The following is a 15,184-nucleotide window of genomic DNA, read 5'->3' as shown; positions in this document are numbered from 1 at the left end:
CACGCCTCTTGCGCGGACCTTCTCCGTACGCTGAACTGACATACCGTCAGATCCCGGCGACGGCAGGGGAGCGCATGGAGCGCATGGACACGATCTGGCTCGGCGGGGCGGAATGGCTGGCCGTGCTCCGGATCGGGCTCGGGCTGTGGTGGCTGGAGAGCTGGCGGCACAAGGACAAGAAGGGCTGGTTCGAGCGGGGGACCGGGATCGCGTGGGCGGCGGACGTCGCGGCCAAACACCGGTGGAACGCGGTGCGGTCCGGTTTCGAGGCGGTCGTCGCGCCGCGCCCGCGGGCGATGGCGTATGTCGTCGTGTACGCGGAGCTGGCGGTGGGGCTGGGGCTGGTGGTCGGCCTGTTGACCCCGGTTGCCCTGGTGGGCGGGCTGCTCCTCAATCTCCTCTACCTCGTCCTCATGATCCACGACTGGGCCGAGCAGGGGCAGAACGCGATGATGGCGCTGATCTCGGCCGTCGGGCTGTTCGGGATGGCGTGGCAGACGTGGTCGCTGGACAGCGCGATCGGATGGTTCTCATGAGGGGGCTGTTCGCGTGAGGGGGTTGTTCGAGTGAAGGGGCTGGTCTCGTGAGCGGTGCGCGGTTCGACGTACCCGAGGTGGACGCCTTCACCCGGCCGTACTGGGACGCGGCCGCGGCGGGGCGGTTGCTGCTGCGCCACTGCGCGGCCTGCGGGCGGTCCCACCACTACCCCCGCGAGTTCTGCCCCCACTGCTGGAGCGAGGACGTGAGCTGGCGTCCCGCGAGCGGCCACGCCACGCTCTACACCTGGTCCGTCGTCCACCGCAACGACCTCCCGCCGTTCGGCGAGCGGGTGCCGTACGTCGCCGCGGTCGTCGACCTCGCGGAGGGCCCGCGGATGATGACCGAGGTGGTGGAATGCGCGGAGAGCGAGCTGCGGATCGGGAGGGAACTGGAGGCCGCCTTCCGTGCGGGAGTGCCGGTTTTCCGGCCCCGGCCCACCTCCCCGCGTCTCCGGCATGATCCGCCGGACAGGCCCTAAGGAGCCCCGGGTGTGATGCGGGTGTGCGGGCGGGTTTCAATGGCTGGATGGCCGACGTCGACGAGCAGCCCCAATCCCACCCCTTCCCCGTGCTGGAGGGGTACGGCCTGCGGCTGCGTCTCTGGGACGCGGAGTCCGACGCCGACGTCGAGGCGTGGCTGCGCGGGCTGTCCGACCCGGAGTTCCAGCGCTGGAACACCCCACTCCGGATCGTCCGGGACATCGACGGCGCCCGCGAGTCACTCCGCTCGCGCGCCGAGAGCGTCGCCGACGGCACCGGCGTCTTCCTCTGCGTCACGGACGCGGTCGGTGGAACGACGCTCGGCCACATAGGCATCCAAGAGATCGACCACGTCATGCGCGTCGCCCGCGTCGGCTACTGGGTCCTGCCCGAGGCCCGCGGCCGCCAGGTGGCCGGTCGCGCACTCGCTCTGGCCGCCCGCTACGCCTTCGGTGCCATCCGGCTGCACCGTCTCGAACTCGGCCACGCCCTCGACCACGACGCGTCCTGCCGGATCGCCGAACGCTGCGGGTTCCGGTACGAGGGGACGCTGCGGGGGGCGATGTTCGAGGCGGGGCGGTACGACGCGTTCCGGGACGTGCATCTGCACGCACGGCTCGCCACGGATCCGGCGCCGACGTTTCCGACACCGGCGAAGGAAGCCGAGGGCGACGTCCAGCCGTGAAGCGGAGGCGCGGCACGGCCTCTACCGGCGCCTCGGTTATCGCCCCGTCGCCGACTTCGCGACGTACGACTTCGTGGCCGGCGTCACGGCCACAACAGCTCCTTGATCCAGTCATCGTCCACGCGCCGGTAGGTGAGGCGAACGTGTCGGCGCCGTGCGTCTCCCTGGAAGAACTCGACTTCTTCCGGGTGGAGTTGGTACAGGGTCCAGGTCGGGGCCTGGGCGTCCGGCTCCCGCTGGGCCCGGTCCCACGCCGCGTCCGACGCGCGATCCAACTCCTCGTACGAGGGCAGGACATCGCTTTGGTGGCCCACCAGAGCGGCGGCGAGCGCGCCCGTGGAACGGGCGTGCAGGTCGGCCTGGCTCTGAGCTGCCGACGCGGCGGTGACGGGGCCACGGAGGCGGATCTGGCGGCCCTGCGCGGGCCAGTAGAAGCCGAGGGCCGCGTAGGGGCGGGCGCCCAGTTGCCTTCCCTTGCGGCTCGTGGCGTGTGACGCGAACGACCAGCCGTTCGCGTCGGCGCCGTGCAGCATCACCGTCCGGACGTCCGGGAGCCCGTCCTCGTCCGCCGTCGCCAGTGCCACCGTGTGCGGCTCGGTCTGCCCGGCCGCCACCACCTCCGCGAACCAGCGCACGAAGAGCGTCAGCGGCTCCTCGGGTGCCTCGTCCGGCTCGAAGGGCGGCAGTTCCGTGACGTCGGGGTCCCACACACGCAGCGACCTGAGCAGCTCATGAAGATCCGGTTCCATGGGCCGAGTATTGCTCGGGAGACGGTGGACGGACCGCCCCCGCTCACTTCGCCACGTACGCGTTGAGCGGCGACACCCCGTATGACGGGACCGCGGGCTCCTACCCGCGCCCCAGGATCACCGTTCCCGACGAGCAGAACCAGCCCCCCGTACCGGAGGCCACGGCGAGCGCGGGCGGGGCGCCGTCGGCCCTGTGTACCTGCCGCTCGCCCGCCTCCCCGCGCAGCTGCCGAACCGCTTCCACGAGAAGGAACAGCCCCCGCATGCCTGGGTGCTGGGCCGAAAGGCCGCCGCCGTCGGTGTTCACCGGCAGCTCCCCGCCCACCAGCAGCCGCCCCTTCTCCACGAATGCTCCGCCCTCACCCTTCGCGCAGAAGCCCAGATCCTCCAGCGTCACCAGCGTCATGTAGGTGAAGGCGTCATAGATCTCGGCGACGTCGATGTCGTCCGGCCGCACCCCCGCCCGCTCGAAGGCGATCCGTCCGCTGACCGCCGCCGGGGACACCGTGAAGTCGTCCCACTCGGACATGGTGGCGTGGGAGACGTGCTCTCCGGTGCCGAGGACCCAGACGGGGGCGGTCCGGCAGTCCCGTACGTACTCCTCGGCCGCCAGCAGGACCGCCGCGCCGCCGTCGGAGCGGATGCAGCAGTGCAGCTTGGTGAAGGGGTCGGCGATCATCGGGCCGGACAGGACGTCGTCGACCGTGATCGGGTCGCGGAACATCGCGTCCGGGTTCGCCGCGGCGTTCGCGCGGGCCTGGACCGCGACCGAGGCGAGCTGTTCGAGCGTCGTGCCGTACTGGTGCATGTGGCGGCGCGCGGCCATCGCGTACTTGGCGATCAGCGTGTGGCCGTACGGGACCTCGAACTGGAGTGGTCCCCGGGCGCCGAAGGACAGGTTGCCGGTGCGGCGGCCCGCCTTGATGTCCGCGCGGGCCGTCGAGCCGTACACGAGGAGTACGGCGTTCGCGCGGCCGGCCGCGATCGCGTCCGCCGCGTGGGCCGCCATGACCTCCCAGGTGGCGCCGCCGACGGAGGTGGAGTCGACCCAGGTGGGGCGCAGGCCCAGGTACTCGGCCACCTCGACCGGGGGCAGCGTGCCGAGGCCCGCCGACGCGAAGCCGTCGACCAGCGCCCGGTCGAGGCCCGCGTCCGCCAGTGCGCGGCGGGCGGCCTGGGCGTGCAGGGCGTAGGGGGTCGCGTCGTCCACCCGGCCGCAGTCGGAGAGGGATATGCCGACCACGGCGACTTTCCGGCTCCCTGAAGTCATGAATCTGACGGTACATCAGATGAGGAGAACGGGGTGCGTGAACGTCCCGTGCGCCGCCCTGGGCATCTGCTCCTTCGCGCGCTCTAATATGACGGACCGTCAGATCGGGAGGAGCCCCGCCCATGGATGCCCGCCTCACCGCCGAACAGGACGAGATCCGCCGCACCCTGCGGGAGTTGCTGCTCAAGCGCTGCGGTCCGGAGGAGCTGCGGGCCGCCGCACGGACCCCCACCGGACATGATCCCGGACTGTGGGACGCGCTCGCGCACCAGCTCGGACTGCCGGGGCTCGCCCTCCCCGAGACGTACGGCGGTGTCGGCTGCTCGGCCACCGAACTCGCCCTCGCCTGCGAGGAGTCGGGCCGCTTCCTCGCCCCCTCGCCGCTCCTCTCCACGGCCGTACTCGCCGCCCCGCTGCTTCTCGCCCTCGGCACCGACACCCAGCGCGCCGACCTGCTGCCCCGGATCGCGTCCGGTGCCCTCACCGCGGCCCTCGCCGTCCCCGGCGCCGAGCTCGCCACCACCCTCGGCCTGGTCGGCGACAACCACGGCGACTGGGCGGGCGGCGGTCGCGCCGGTGGCGTACAGGCCAGGCGGGACGGGGACGGATGGCGGTTGTACGGGCAGGTGGAGCAGGTGCTCGACGGACACAGCGCGGGTCTTCTCGTGGCGGCGGCGCACACGGGCGGCTTCACCCGGTCGCGGACGCTGCTGTTCCTCGTGGCGGAGGGCGCAGCGGGTCTCGTACGGGTGCGGCAGACGTCGTTGGACGAGACGCGGACGCAGGCACGGATTCAACTACGAGATGTGGAGGCCGAGTTGCTGGGACGGGAGGACGGTGACGTGTTCGGTGCGCTCGCCGCCGTCGGGGACACGGCCGCCGCCGTACTCGCCACGGAGGCTGTGGGCGCCGCCGACCGCGCGCTGGAGCGGACCGTCGCATACGTACGGCAGCGGGAGCAGTTCGGGCGGGCGATCGGATCCTTCCAGGCGGTGAAGCATCGGCTGGCGGATGTCTATGTGGGCGTGCAGGCGGCGCGCTCGGCGGCGTACTACGCGGCGTGGGCGAGCGGTACGGGTGGTGAGCGAGTGGGCGGACTCGCGCTCGCCCAGGCCCTGGAGGCGCTGCGGGCGGCCGCGTCCGAGGGCATCCAGCTGCACGGCGGCATCGGCTTCACCTGGGAACACGAGGCCCATCTGTACTTCAAGCGGGCGTCCGGCGACGAACTGCTCTTCGGGCCGGTGCACCGGCTGCGGGCGTACGCGGCCGACGCGGCGCGGCTCTTCGACACCGGCACTGAGGAGGTGGCGGTCTGATGGCCCGAGGAACGGTCCCCGGAGTCCGGCTGGTGCAGAAGGTGTCCTCGACCCGGACCTTCGCACGGATCGCCCCGCACCTCATTCCCGCCCTCGACCGCGTCGTGCACCGGCTGACCCGCGGCAAGGTGCTGCTCAGCGCACAGATGCTGCCGGGGGTGGTCCTCACCGCACGCGGCGCCCGCAGCGGGCTGGTACGGCGTACTCCGCTGGCCTGCATGCCCGAGGGCCCGGGGGAGTCCGGCGACGCGGCGGTGGCGAGCTGGATCCTTATCGGCTCCAACTTCGGCCGCGCCGATCACCCGGCCTGGACCGCCAATCTCCTCGCGCATCCGGACGCCGAGGTCAGCTGGAAGGGCGAGGACATCGCCGTAACCGCTCATCTTCTTGAAGGGGAGGAGCGGGACGCGGCGTGGAAGGCGGTGCTGGCGTTCTGGCCGCCGTACGCCACGTACCAGGCGCGGATCGACCGGGAGATCCGGCTGTTCCGGATCGTGCGACGCCGCCGGCCCGCATAGCGCAGCGGGCGGCAGTCCACACCGGTGGACTGCCGCGCGCATGACAGGAGTGGGGGCAAGAGACTGGGGCAGGAGAAATAAGCGCGGGCTACTTCGTCGGCTTCTTGCCGGTCACGCCGAGGTAAACCAACAGGGCAAGATTGGGCTTGAGTTCAGCCTGCTTGACGCCCCAGGTCTGGAAGCCCTTCTGGTGCGAGGCCACCGCCGCGAGCATCGCGACGAGGGAACCGGCCATCGCCGCGGGGTTCACGTCCTTGTCGATCTTGCCCTTGGACTGGAGCTCGATGACCGTGTCCGTAAGGGAGTTGTTCACCGAGTTCAGGATCTTCATGCGAATCTTGTAGAACCGCTTGTCGCCCTCGGCGGCGCCCAGGTCCACGACGCGCAGGATCGCGTCGTTCTTCCGCCAGAACTCCAGGAATCCGTCGACGAGTTCCTGCGCGGTCTGCCAGCCGGCCTTGCCGACCCATGATCGCCCTTCGAGCAACTGGGTCAACCCGGCGCCCTCCGCGGCCATTTGCTCGGCGATCTCCAGGACGGCGCCCTCGACGTCCGGAAAGTACTGGTAAAAAGTCGCCGGTGAAGTGCCCGCCTTCCGGGCGACATCAATGACTTTGACGTCCCGGTAAGGCGAGGAGCTGAGCATCTCGCTGAGGCAGTCGAGCAGCTTCTGCCTGGTCGCCTGCCCACGCCGTCCGGCCACGCGGCCGTCGACGGTACGCACTTGTCCTGTCATGCCGTCAGCTTACCGAGGGGTGATCGGAGCGCGATTCGGCCGACTGCAAATGGGGTGCGCGGCTGTCCGGCGGGGGTTGTGAGGCGTGCTACGGGGGGTGTGAGGCGTGCTACGGGGAGTGGTGCGGCAGTGGTGCGGCGAGTGCTGCGGCGAGTGGTGCGGCAGTGCTGCGGCGAGTGGTGCGCGCGGTACGGCTGCTCTGCGGGATGCGTGCGGGAACGTTAACTTGGCCGCATGGCCGATTCAGCCGTTTTCCGCGAAGGTGTTCCGTGCTGGGTCGACGCGCAGCTGCCCGACGTGGCCGCGGGCAAGCGCTTCTACGGTGAGCTCTTCGGCTGGACCTTCGGCGAAGGGTTCGCGGAGGAGCCCGGCGTCGACGACGGGCACGAGGGACACGGCTCGTCCGTATGGGCGCGTCATCACGGTGAGCCCGTCGCCGCACTCGTCCCCAAGCGGGACGGTCGGATGCCCACCGTCTGGACGGTGTACTTCGCGACCCCGGACGCCGCCGCACTGGCGCGCGCGATCGGGGTGGCGGGCGGACAGGTGATCACTGCGCCCACCCAGGTCGGCTCCTTCGGCACGGCGGTTCTCGCGGCGGACCCCGAGGGCGCCGTCTTCGGCCTCTGGCAGGCCGGTACCCACCCCGGCTTCGGCAAGCGGCACGAGCCGGGCTCCTTCTGCTGGGCCGAGCTGTACGCGCGGGACACGGCGGCCGTCGACCAGTTCTACGGCACCCTCTTCCACGACGTCCTCTTCGGCCCCGAAGCCTCCCCCGACTTCGGCCGCGCAACGGTCTCCGACGTCTTCCCGGCCGAAATGCCGCCGCACTTCGTCGTCCACTTCGGTGTCGAGGACTGCGACGCGGTACTCGGGACGGTGAACCGGCTCGGCGGCCGGGTCCAGGTGCCTCCCTTCGACACCTCGTACGGAAGAGCGGCTGTTGTCACGGACAATCAAGGGGCGTCGTTCGCCGTACTTCAGCGGTGAGTCGTCGTAGCCGGTGAGGGGATGCCGTCGGGGGTCTCGGTTGGGGGCGCCGTTATATCCCGAGACACCCCGATCCGCCCCCGGGTTCGCAACCGGTGGCTCGGACAGGAAGAATCGGGGTGCGTGCCGCCATGGCGGTGCGGTGGTGAGACGCTGCACGGGGCCGCGTTCATACGTGGATGACGTGGCTCGTACGGGGAGGTGGCAGGCAAGTGGTGGATCAGCTGACACAGCACGATCCGCGGCGGATCGGGCCGTTCGAGGTGCTGGGACGGCTGGGTGCCGGCGGCATGGGGCTGGTCTATCTCGCGCGCTCGGCTTCAGGCCGGCGGGTGGCGATCAAGACGGTCAGGACGGAGCTCGCCGAGGACCAGCTGTTCCGGGTCCGCTTCACGCGTGAGGTGGAGGCGGCCCGGGCCGTCTCCGGCTTCTACACGGCCGCGGTCGTCGACGCCGACCCGCGCGCGGCCGTGCCGTGGCTCGCCACCGCGTACGTGCCCGCGCCCTCGCTCGAGGAAATAGTGACCGAGTGCGGGCCGATGCCGGCCCAGGCGGTCCGCTGGCTCGCGGCGGGCGTCGCCGAGGCGCTGCAGTCCATCCACGGCGCGGGCCTGGTCCACCGCGACCTGAAACCCTCGAACGTCCTCGTCGTCGAGGACGGACCGCGGGTCATCGACTTCGGTATCGCGTCCGGCGTCTCGAACACCCGTCTGACGATGACGAACGTCGCCGTCGGTACGCCCGCCTACATGTCGCCCGAACAGGCGAAGGACTCGCGCAGCGTGACCGGCGCGAGCGACGTGTTCTCGCTGGGCTCCATGCTTGTCTTCGCCGCCACCGGGCACGCCCCCTTCCACGGGGCCAACCCGGTCGAGACGGTCTTCATGCTGCTCAGGGAGGGCCCGAACCTCGAGGGACTCCCCGACGAGCTGAGGCCGCTGATCGAGTCCTGTATGCAGATGGAGGCGACCGGCCGCCCCAACCCCGCCGACCTCCAGGCCCAGCTGGCTCCCCATCTCTTCGGCTCCGGCTCCGACGACAGCGGTACGGCGTCGGCGTGGCTGCCCGAGCGGGCGGTGGGCCTGATCGAGTCGCGCCGTGGGGGCCGTCCGCCGGTGAAGCCGCAGACCGGGGGCCGGAGTGGTGGGGGGCGCGCGGTCGTGCCTCCCCCTCCCCCGCACGCCCCCGCGCCCGTCGGAGCGCCCGACGCCGGTCCGGTGCGGCTGGCCGGCGCCCAGGTGCCCATCGGCCCCGGGCCGCGTGTCGCCGACGCCCGCGCCGCCGCCGTCAAGGCACCTCCCCCGGAGGCGGGCCTCGCCGCCTCCTGGTCCCGGCCGCGCGTCGGCGTCAACGGCGCCGATCCCGCGCCCAACGTCGCGCCGCCCGTTCCCGCCCCGGACTCGCCGTCCGGCTGGCGGCCGTGGCGTTTCCGCATGTCGAACGACGTCTGGGGGAAGGCCTCCGTCGCCGGCGACCTCGTCTACGTCACCTCCTTCGAGGTCCACGCGCTGGATGTGGCCACCGGCCGGCGCCGCTTCAAGACGCGGGACGTGGCCTGGTCGATGACGGTGGCGGACGGCCGTATCCACGCCTCCGACGGGCCTACGCTCTTCGCGCTGGACGCCCGGGAGGGCGGCGACCTCTGGCGCCTTTCCACGGACGCCTGGGTGTACTCCCTCAAGGCCGACCGGGGGATGGTGGTCACCGGCACACGCGGTGGCGGCGTCCAGGCCTGGGAGGCCTCCAACGGTCAGAAGCTCTGGGAGGTCACCGGCGCCCAGACCGACTTCGAGTCCCCGGAGGCCGGTCCCGCCGTCCACGACGGCACGGTGTACATCTGGAAGGACGCCCGGCTGCGCGCCCTGGAGGCCCGTACGGGGGATGAGCGCTGGTCGTATCCGATCGGCGACGCGGCGTCGTGCGGCGGCGTGCCGGTGCGGATCGCGCAGGCGGCCGACGGATACGTGTACGTCTCCGCCGGCACCCGGGTCCTGGCCATCGACGCCGCGAGCGGGCACGTCCGCTGGCACTTCGAGGCGCCGGCGGTCTTCCTCAGCCCGCCGACGTTCGTACCGGGGCCCGCGGTCACGGGCGGCGGCGTGTACCTCGCCGACTACCTCGGCACGGTGTACGCCCTCGACGCGACGGACGGACGCGACCGCTGGCGCATCGCCACCGAGTCCCGTGCCTCGATCGACCCCGTCCTTGTCGCCGCCGGGCACGTCCATGTCGGCAGCGGCAAGGGGCTCTACACCCTCGACGCCGTGACCGGTACGCCCAAGTGGCGCTTCCAAGCGGGCGGTGACCTCGTCGGCGCTCCCGCCGTCGCCGAGGGCCGGATCCACTTCGGCTCCACCGACCATCTCCTCTACACCCTCAAGGCGGACGACGGCCGCCTGCGGTGGAAGCTGGCCACCGGCGGCGAGATCACCGGGGCGCCGGTCGTCAAGGACGGTGTGGTGTACGCGTGCAGCAAGGATCGGTGCGTGTACGCGTTGGACGCGGAGAAGGGGACGGGGACGGCCCGGACGACGTGAGGGTTTCGCCCCCGCCGCCCCTACCCGTCCCATCCCTACCTGGGGGCTCCGCCCCCAGACCCCCGTTCGGCCTGGACGGCCTCGTCCTCAAACGCCGGACGGGCTGAGATGCCCAGGGGCGCGGGGAACTGCGCGCCCAGCCCCCACCTTCCCGCAGCCAAAGAAACCACCTGCCGGGGGTCCGGGGGCGGAGCCCCCGGGGACGGGACGGGTAGGGGCGGCGGGGGCGAAAACACCTGCCGGCCCGGGTGGGCTCACCGCACTCGGAACCCGTCCGAACGCCGCGTCGAGAACAGTTCCGCCTGCCGTTCCAACGGGAGATTGCCGAGCGAGATGAGCTGCGCCGCCTGCGCAAAGGCGTGGGCCCGCGCAGCCCCGTGCGCCGTCCACAGGGCCCGCACGGTCCCCTGCACACCCTCCGGCGGACAGGCCGCGATGACGGTGGCACAGCGCACGGCGGCGTCCAACGCACCCCCGGGCGGCGTGAGTTCGGACACCAGCCCGGTGTCGTAGGCACGCCGCGCGGAGATCCGCTCGGCGGTCCCCATGAGAGCCATCCGCGCCGCCTCCCCGTACGGCATCCGGTGCGCCATGTAGACGGACTCGTACGCGCTGACCATGCCGTACGTCGTGTGCGGATCGAAGAAGGTCGCGGTCTCGTCGGCGACGATGAACTCCGCCTCTCCCAGCAGGTAGAAGGCGCCTCCGCAGGCCATCCCGTGCACGGCGGCGATGACGGGCTTCCAGAGGTCGTTGGCCTTCGGGCCGATGCCGAGGAGCGGATCGTCCACCATGTAGGGGGAAGTGGGCTGCGGAACCTCGACGCCGCGGTCGAGCCCGGTACAGAAGGCCCGCTCACCCGCCCCGGTGACGACCACCGCCCGTACGGCGTCGTCGAACCTGAACGCCCGCCAGGCCGCGGCGAGTTCGGCGGCCAGGTCGACATCGATGGCGTTGAGCTTCTCGGGCCGGTCGAGGGTGAGGACGGCGACGCCGGTGTCCTTGTCGGAGGCGATCCGCAGACCCTCGCTCATGGCCGCTCCAGGACCCACTGCGGCAGACCCTCGGCGCTGAATACGACCCGCACCCGGCCGCCGATGCGAATCCGGTCCACCGGAAGCGAGTTCAGCGGCGCGTCCGGCCCGGTGACCAGGTTCCCGACGAGGCGGATGTGCGGGGCCTCGGCCAGTTCGACGACGACCGCGTTGTACGGCGCCAGCGCCGCGTAGGCCGGCAGGAGCGGCGGGTGTGGGACGACGTACGACCAGACGCGGCCCTGGCCGCTCATCCGCCGCCATTTGCAGCTGAAGGACTGGCAGTGGGGACAGCAGGGGCGGGGCGGGAAGCGGAGTTCGCCGCAGTCGGCGCACGCCTGGATTCTGAGCTCGCCCTGGGCGGCGTACCCCCAGAAGGGTGCGCCGTCGTCGTCGACGAGCGGGGAGAGAAGGGTTTCCGGAGATTGCGGCATGTCAGTTCCTCAACTCCTCAGCAGGATCGCGGAGGTGGGGACTCCTTCCCCCGCCGTGACCAGGCAGGTGGCGGCCCCGGGGACCTGGGCGGTACTCGTGCCCCGTAACTGCTTCACGCCCTCGGTGATGAGGTTGAAGCCGTGCACGTACGCCTCGCTGAGCCCGCCGCCCCCCGTATTGAGGGGCAGCCGCCCCCCGATCTCCAGTGTGCCGCCCTCCGTGAAGGCGGCGCCTTCCCCGCGCCCGCAGAAGCCGTACCCCTCCAGCGAGAGCGGTATGAGGGGCGTGAACGCGTCGTAGATCTGCGCCACGTCCACGTCCTCCGGCGTGAAGTCGGCGTGTTTCCAGAGGTGTCGGGCGGCGGTCCACGCGGGGCCGGTGAGTGGGTCGTCGTTCCAGTAGTTGACCATGCCGTGGTGCTGGGCGGGCAGACCCTGGGCGGCGGAGTGGACGTACACGGGCCGCCGCCGGCAGTCCCGCGCCCGCTCGGCCGACACGACGACGCACGCCAACGCCCCGTCCGTCTCGAGGCAGTTGTCGAAGAGGCAGAGGGGTTCGCTGATCCAGCGGGAGGTCATGTACATCTCGCGGGTCAGCGGCCGCTCGTACATCATCGCGGCGGGGTTCTGATTGGCCCGGTTCCGGCAGGCGAGGGCGACGTTGAAGAGGTGATCCCGTGTCGCGCCGTACTCGTGCATGTAGCGGCGGGCCAGCATGCCGATCTCGTCGGCCGGTCTGAGGAGTCCGAACGGGCGGGTCCACTGGGCCGGGGTCGGGAGTTGGGCGGCGGTGTTCTTCCACGGCCGTGGCCCTGACCCCCTCTTCCGCGACCGCCAGGCCACGCCCGCCGTCGCCTGTCCGGCGGCGATGGCCGCGGCGAGGTGCGCGACGGTGGCGCACGAACCGCCCCCTCCGTACCCCACTTTGCTGAAGAAGCTGAGGTCGCCGAACCCGACGGCCTTCGCCACCTCCACCTCGTCCGTCTCCTCCATGGTGAAGGAGGCGAGCCCGTCGACCTCCGCGGGCGCGATCCCGGCGTCGTCGAGGGCGGCGAGGATCGCCCGACAGGCCAAGGTCTTCTCGGGCTCGGGAAGTTGCTTGGCGAAGGGGGTCTGTCCGATGCCGACGATGGCGGTCGCGTCCTTGATCCCCGGCATGGGTGCACCTCCGCACAGGCCCCTACTGCTGACAGGTCGTCAGGCTACAGCTAATCTGACGGTCAGTCAGGTAGGCGTCCTTCGGTGGGAGGCGGGCGATGCGCGGAGACCTGGAATGGGGCAGCATCCCGGGACTGGTACGGGCGGCAGCGACGCGCTTCGCGGACCGCGAGGCGGTCGTCGAGGGCCGTACGCGCATCTCGTACGCCGAGTTGGGCGCCCGCGTGGAACGCGCGGCGGCGGCCTCCATCGCGAGCGGGGTACGGCTGGGTGACCGGGTCGCCATCTGGGCCCCGAACACGCTGGACTGGATCGTCTCCGCCCTGGGCGCGGTGTCGGCGGGGGCGGTCCTGGTCCCGCTGAACACGCGCTTCAAGGGGACGGAAGCGGCGTACGTACTGGTCCGCAGCCGGGCTCGGCTGCTGTTCGTGACGGGCACCTTCCTGGGCACGTCGTACGTGGCGTCGCTGCGGCGGGCCGCGGGGGAGGGGGACGGCGCGGGCCCTCTCCCCGGCCTCCCGCACCTCGACCAGGTGGTCGTGCTCTCGGACGACGCCCCCGCCGACTTCCGTACCTGGAAGGACTTCCTGGCGAGCGGGGAGGGGGTGGGAGCGGCCGAGGTACGGGAGCGGGAGGCCGCCCTCTCCGGAACCTCCCCCTCCGACATCGTCTTCACGTCCGGGACGACGGGCCGCCCGAAGGGCGCGGTGATCACCCACGCGCAGACACTGCGCGGCTACGCGATCTGGAGCGAGCTCGCGGGCCTGCGCGAGGGCGACCGCTACCTGATCGTGAACCCCTTCTTCCACACCTTCGGCTACAAGGCGGGGATCGTGGCCTGCCTGATGCGCGGCGCGACGATGGTTCCGCAACCGGTGTTCAACGTCGACACGGTCCTCGCGAATGTGGCCTCGGAACGGATATCGGTCCTCCCGGGCCCGCCCACCCTCCACCAGTCCCTGCTGGACCACCCCTCCCGGGACGCGTACGACCTCTCGGCCCTGCGGCTGGTCGTGACGGGCGCGGCCGTGGTCCCTCTCCGCCTCGTGGAACGGCTGAAGTCGGAGCTCAAGATCGAAACGGTTCTGACGGCGTACGGGCTGTCGGAGGCGAGCGGCATCGTCACGATGTGCCGCCGGGGAGACGCCCCGACGGTGATCGCCTCCACCTCGGGACGGGCGATCCCGGACACGGAGGTACGGGTGGTGGGACCCTCGGGCGCCCCGGTCGATACCGGCTCCCCCGGGGAGATCCTGGTCCGCGGTTTCCACGTCATGCAGGGCTACTTCGAGGACGCGGAGGCGACGGCCGCCGTTCTGGGAGCGGACGGCTGGCTGCGGACGGGCGATGTGGGGGTGCTGGATGCGGCCGGGAACCTCCGTATCACCGACCGCATCAAGGACATGTTCATCGTGGGGGGCTTCAACGCCTACCCCGCCGAGATCGAGCAGCTGCTCGGGCTGCATCCGGATGTGGCCGACGTGGCGGTGATCGGCGTACCGGACGGCCGCCTCGGCGAGGTCGGCAAGGCGTACGTGGTCCGCCGGCCCGGGTCTGTGGTCACGGGCGACGACCTGATCGCCTGGTCGCGTCGCGAGATGGCGAACTACAAGGTGCCGCGGGTGGTGGAGTTCGTGGGCGAGCTGCCTCGGAACGCGAGTGGGAAGGTGGTGAAGGGGGAGTTGCGGGGGCGGTGATGCCCGACCGCTCCTTCCGCATGATTGCGGCCACTCACGGTGAGCGGCGCCGCCTGACAGCCGGAGCCGCTGTCGGGACCGGTCGTACCCAGGGTGGAGTGGATCTCGGCAAGCATTTTCGCGGGCCGGTGGAAGACGTCCTCCGCGGTGTAACGCAGCAGCGTGCGGACCGCGGGGCACTGGAGGATCTGGTTGAAGCGGTACACGTCCCGGCGGTGGGAGTCGCGGGTGCCGTGGTAGGCGTAGCCCTCGATCTCGACGGCCAGGCCCTCCGCCCGGAACAGGAAGTCCAAGAAGCAGCGGCGCCCGTCGGGGGTGCGCAGCTCGGCCTGGCTCTCGGGGTGAAGGCCCGCGTCGTGCATGCGCAGCCGGGCGATCGTCTCGGCCGGTGACCCGGAGCGCGGGTCGGCCAGCTCCAGCCAGTTGCGGGCCCTGGACGTGCCCTGGAGGGAGGTGTCCAGCGCGGCGGCGACTGCGGTGAGGGTGGCGAGGGAAGCGCGGCGCACCTGGCCGACCGTACGCCGGGAGAGTGCCGAGTCGACGGCGACGAGAGCCTCGTCCCTCGGCCCGGCCCGCAGCAGGTCGGCGAGGGTGCGATGGACGCTGGTGAAGCGGAGGCCGTCCCGTTCTGCCACGTCGTCGATGGCGAGGGGGACGCGGTGCACACGCACACCCTTGTCCTTGCGGCGCTGGGTGAGCTCGGGGTCGGTGAACTCCAGGGGAGCGTCGGAGGGATGGGTGAGCGTCTCGATCAGCCAGAGCGGGGCCGCGGAACGGTGACTCACCACGAGCCGGGGGTGGAGGAGCTGCACCGCCCGGAGCCGGGTGACGAGATTGCTCGCGGACGCCGACTGCGCCCAGGCGCCGCGCTGGACCCGGGCCCACCCCTCGCTCCGCAGAGCCCGAGTGAGACTCCGCCGCGGCCAACCGGCTTCAAGAGCGCGGGAGGTGAGCACAACACCTCCCTCGGCCAACTCGTGCAACTCCCCACGCTTCACCCGCCCAAGATCGCAGAATCCCAGTGCCCCAGCACTCGCCTGT

The 15,184-nt window shown here is 71.5% G+C and carries 15 protein-coding genes; 8 read left to right on the top strand and 7 right to left on the bottom strand.

Annotated elements, in window-relative coordinates; genetic code table 11:
- The first annotated feature begins 83 nt into the window (after window positions 1-83).
- From ACX28W_RS20575 to ACX28W_RS20565, 3 genes are read left to right on the top strand one after another with little or no spacing between them, the layout of a single operon-like run.
- Window positions 84-536 carry a DoxX family protein gene (locus tag ACX28W_RS20575; RefSeq protein WP_459000453.1) on the top strand — a complete coding sequence of 151 codons (453 nt, stop codon included), beginning with the start codon at window positions 84-86 and terminating at the stop codon, window positions 534-536.
- 47 nt (window positions 537-583) lie between these two features.
- Window positions 584-1,018: a Zn-ribbon domain-containing OB-fold protein gene (locus ACX28W_RS20570; protein ID WP_459000452.1), complete on the top strand. Its 435-nt coding sequence runs from the start codon at window positions 584-586 to the stop codon at window positions 1,016-1,018.
- 47 nt (window positions 1,019-1,065) lie between these two features.
- Window positions 1,066-1,704, top strand: coding sequence for a GNAT family N-acetyltransferase (locus ACX28W_RS20565; protein ID WP_459000451.1), 639 nt, complete (start codon window positions 1,066-1,068; stop codon window positions 1,702-1,704).
- Window positions 1,705-1,787: 83 nt separating this feature from the next.
- On the opposite strand, the gene ACX28W_RS20560 is transcribed toward ACX28W_RS20565, so the two are convergent.
- Together ACX28W_RS20560 and ACX28W_RS20555 are read right to left on the bottom strand one after the other, a co-directional pair.
- The gene (locus tag ACX28W_RS20560) at window positions 1,788-2,453 is read right to left on the bottom strand and encodes a pyridoxine/pyridoxamine 5'-phosphate oxidase (RefSeq protein ID WP_459000450.1); all 666 of its coding nucleotides are present in this window, start codon (window positions 2,451-2,453) and stop codon (window positions 1,788-1,790) included.
- Between the two features lie 100 nt (window positions 2,454-2,553).
- Window positions 2,554-3,723 (bottom strand): thiolase C-terminal domain-containing protein, encoded by a 1,170-nt coding sequence (locus ACX28W_RS20555; RefSeq protein ID WP_459000449.1) that lies wholly within the window; start codon window positions 3,721-3,723, stop codon window positions 2,554-2,556.
- Between the two features lie 122 nt (window positions 3,724-3,845).
- On the opposite strand from ACX28W_RS20555, the gene ACX28W_RS20550 reads away from it, so the two are divergent.
- Window positions 3,846-5,039: an acyl-CoA dehydrogenase family protein gene (locus ACX28W_RS20550; RefSeq protein ID WP_459000448.1), complete on the top strand. Its 1,194-nt coding sequence runs from the start codon at window positions 3,846-3,848 to the stop codon at window positions 5,037-5,039.
- Window positions 5,039-5,557, top strand: a complete 519-nt coding sequence (locus ACX28W_RS20545; protein ID WP_459000447.1) for a nitroreductase family deazaflavin-dependent oxidoreductase — start codon at window positions 5,039-5,041, stop codon at window positions 5,555-5,557. The genes ACX28W_RS20550 and ACX28W_RS20545 overlap by 1 nt, the downstream gene beginning before the upstream one ends.
- Before the next feature lie 88 nt (window positions 5,558-5,645).
- On the opposite strand, the gene ACX28W_RS20540 is transcribed toward ACX28W_RS20545, so the two are convergent.
- Window positions 5,646-6,281: a TetR family transcriptional regulator gene (locus tag ACX28W_RS20540; protein WP_459000505.1), complete on the bottom strand. Its 636-nt coding sequence runs from the start codon at window positions 6,279-6,281 to the stop codon at window positions 5,646-5,648.
- Between the two features lie 246 nt (window positions 6,282-6,527).
- Here ACX28W_RS20540 and ACX28W_RS20535 point away from each other — a divergent pair, with 246 nt between their 5' ends.
- Window positions 6,528-7,283: a VOC family protein gene (locus ACX28W_RS20535; RefSeq protein WP_459000446.1), complete on the top strand. Its 756-nt coding sequence runs from the start codon at window positions 6,528-6,530 to the stop codon at window positions 7,281-7,283.
- Between the two features lie 212 nt (window positions 7,284-7,495).
- On the top strand, window positions 7,496-9,820 hold the full coding sequence (locus tag ACX28W_RS20530) for an outer membrane protein assembly factor BamB family protein (RefSeq protein WP_459000445.1): 2,325 nt from the start codon (window positions 7,496-7,498) through the stop codon (window positions 9,818-9,820).
- A 254-nt stretch (window positions 9,821-10,074) separates the two neighbouring features.
- On the opposite strand, the gene ACX28W_RS20525 is transcribed toward ACX28W_RS20530, so the two are convergent.
- From ACX28W_RS20525 to ACX28W_RS20515, 3 genes are read right to left on the bottom strand one after another with little or no spacing between them, the layout of a single operon-like run.
- Window positions 10,075-10,854, bottom strand: a complete 780-nt coding sequence (locus ACX28W_RS20525) for an enoyl-CoA hydratase/isomerase family protein (protein ID WP_459000444.1) — start codon at window positions 10,852-10,854, stop codon at window positions 10,075-10,077.
- Window positions 10,851-11,288, bottom strand: a complete 438-nt coding sequence (locus tag ACX28W_RS20520; RefSeq protein WP_459000443.1) for a Zn-ribbon domain-containing OB-fold protein — start codon at window positions 11,286-11,288, stop codon at window positions 10,851-10,853. The genes ACX28W_RS20525 and ACX28W_RS20520 overlap by 4 nt, the downstream gene beginning before the upstream one ends.
- Before the next feature lie 9 nt (window positions 11,289-11,297).
- On the bottom strand, window positions 11,298-12,446 hold the full coding sequence (locus ACX28W_RS20515) for a lipid-transfer protein (RefSeq protein WP_459000442.1): 1,149 nt from the start codon (window positions 12,444-12,446) through the stop codon (window positions 11,298-11,300).
- A 98-nt stretch (window positions 12,447-12,544) separates the two neighbouring features.
- On the opposite strand from ACX28W_RS20515, the gene ACX28W_RS20510 reads away from it, so the two are divergent.
- Window positions 12,545-14,143 carry a FadD3 family acyl-CoA ligase gene (locus tag ACX28W_RS20510; RefSeq protein ID WP_459000441.1) on the top strand — a complete coding sequence of 533 codons (1,599 nt, stop codon included), beginning with the start codon at window positions 12,545-12,547 and terminating at the stop codon, window positions 14,141-14,143.
- Here ACX28W_RS20510 and ACX28W_RS20505 read toward each other — a convergent pair.
- A complete protein-coding gene (locus ACX28W_RS20505) occupies window positions 14,053-15,099 on the bottom strand; it encodes a hypothetical protein (RefSeq protein WP_459000440.1) in 1,047 nt (348 codons plus the stop codon). The genes ACX28W_RS20510 and ACX28W_RS20505 overlap by 91 nt on opposite strands.
- Window positions 15,100-15,184: the final 85 nt, after the last annotated feature.

The organism is Streptomyces sp. SD15 (assembly GCF_054462255.1).
This window is presented reverse-complemented; position numbering and strand designations above follow the sequence as displayed.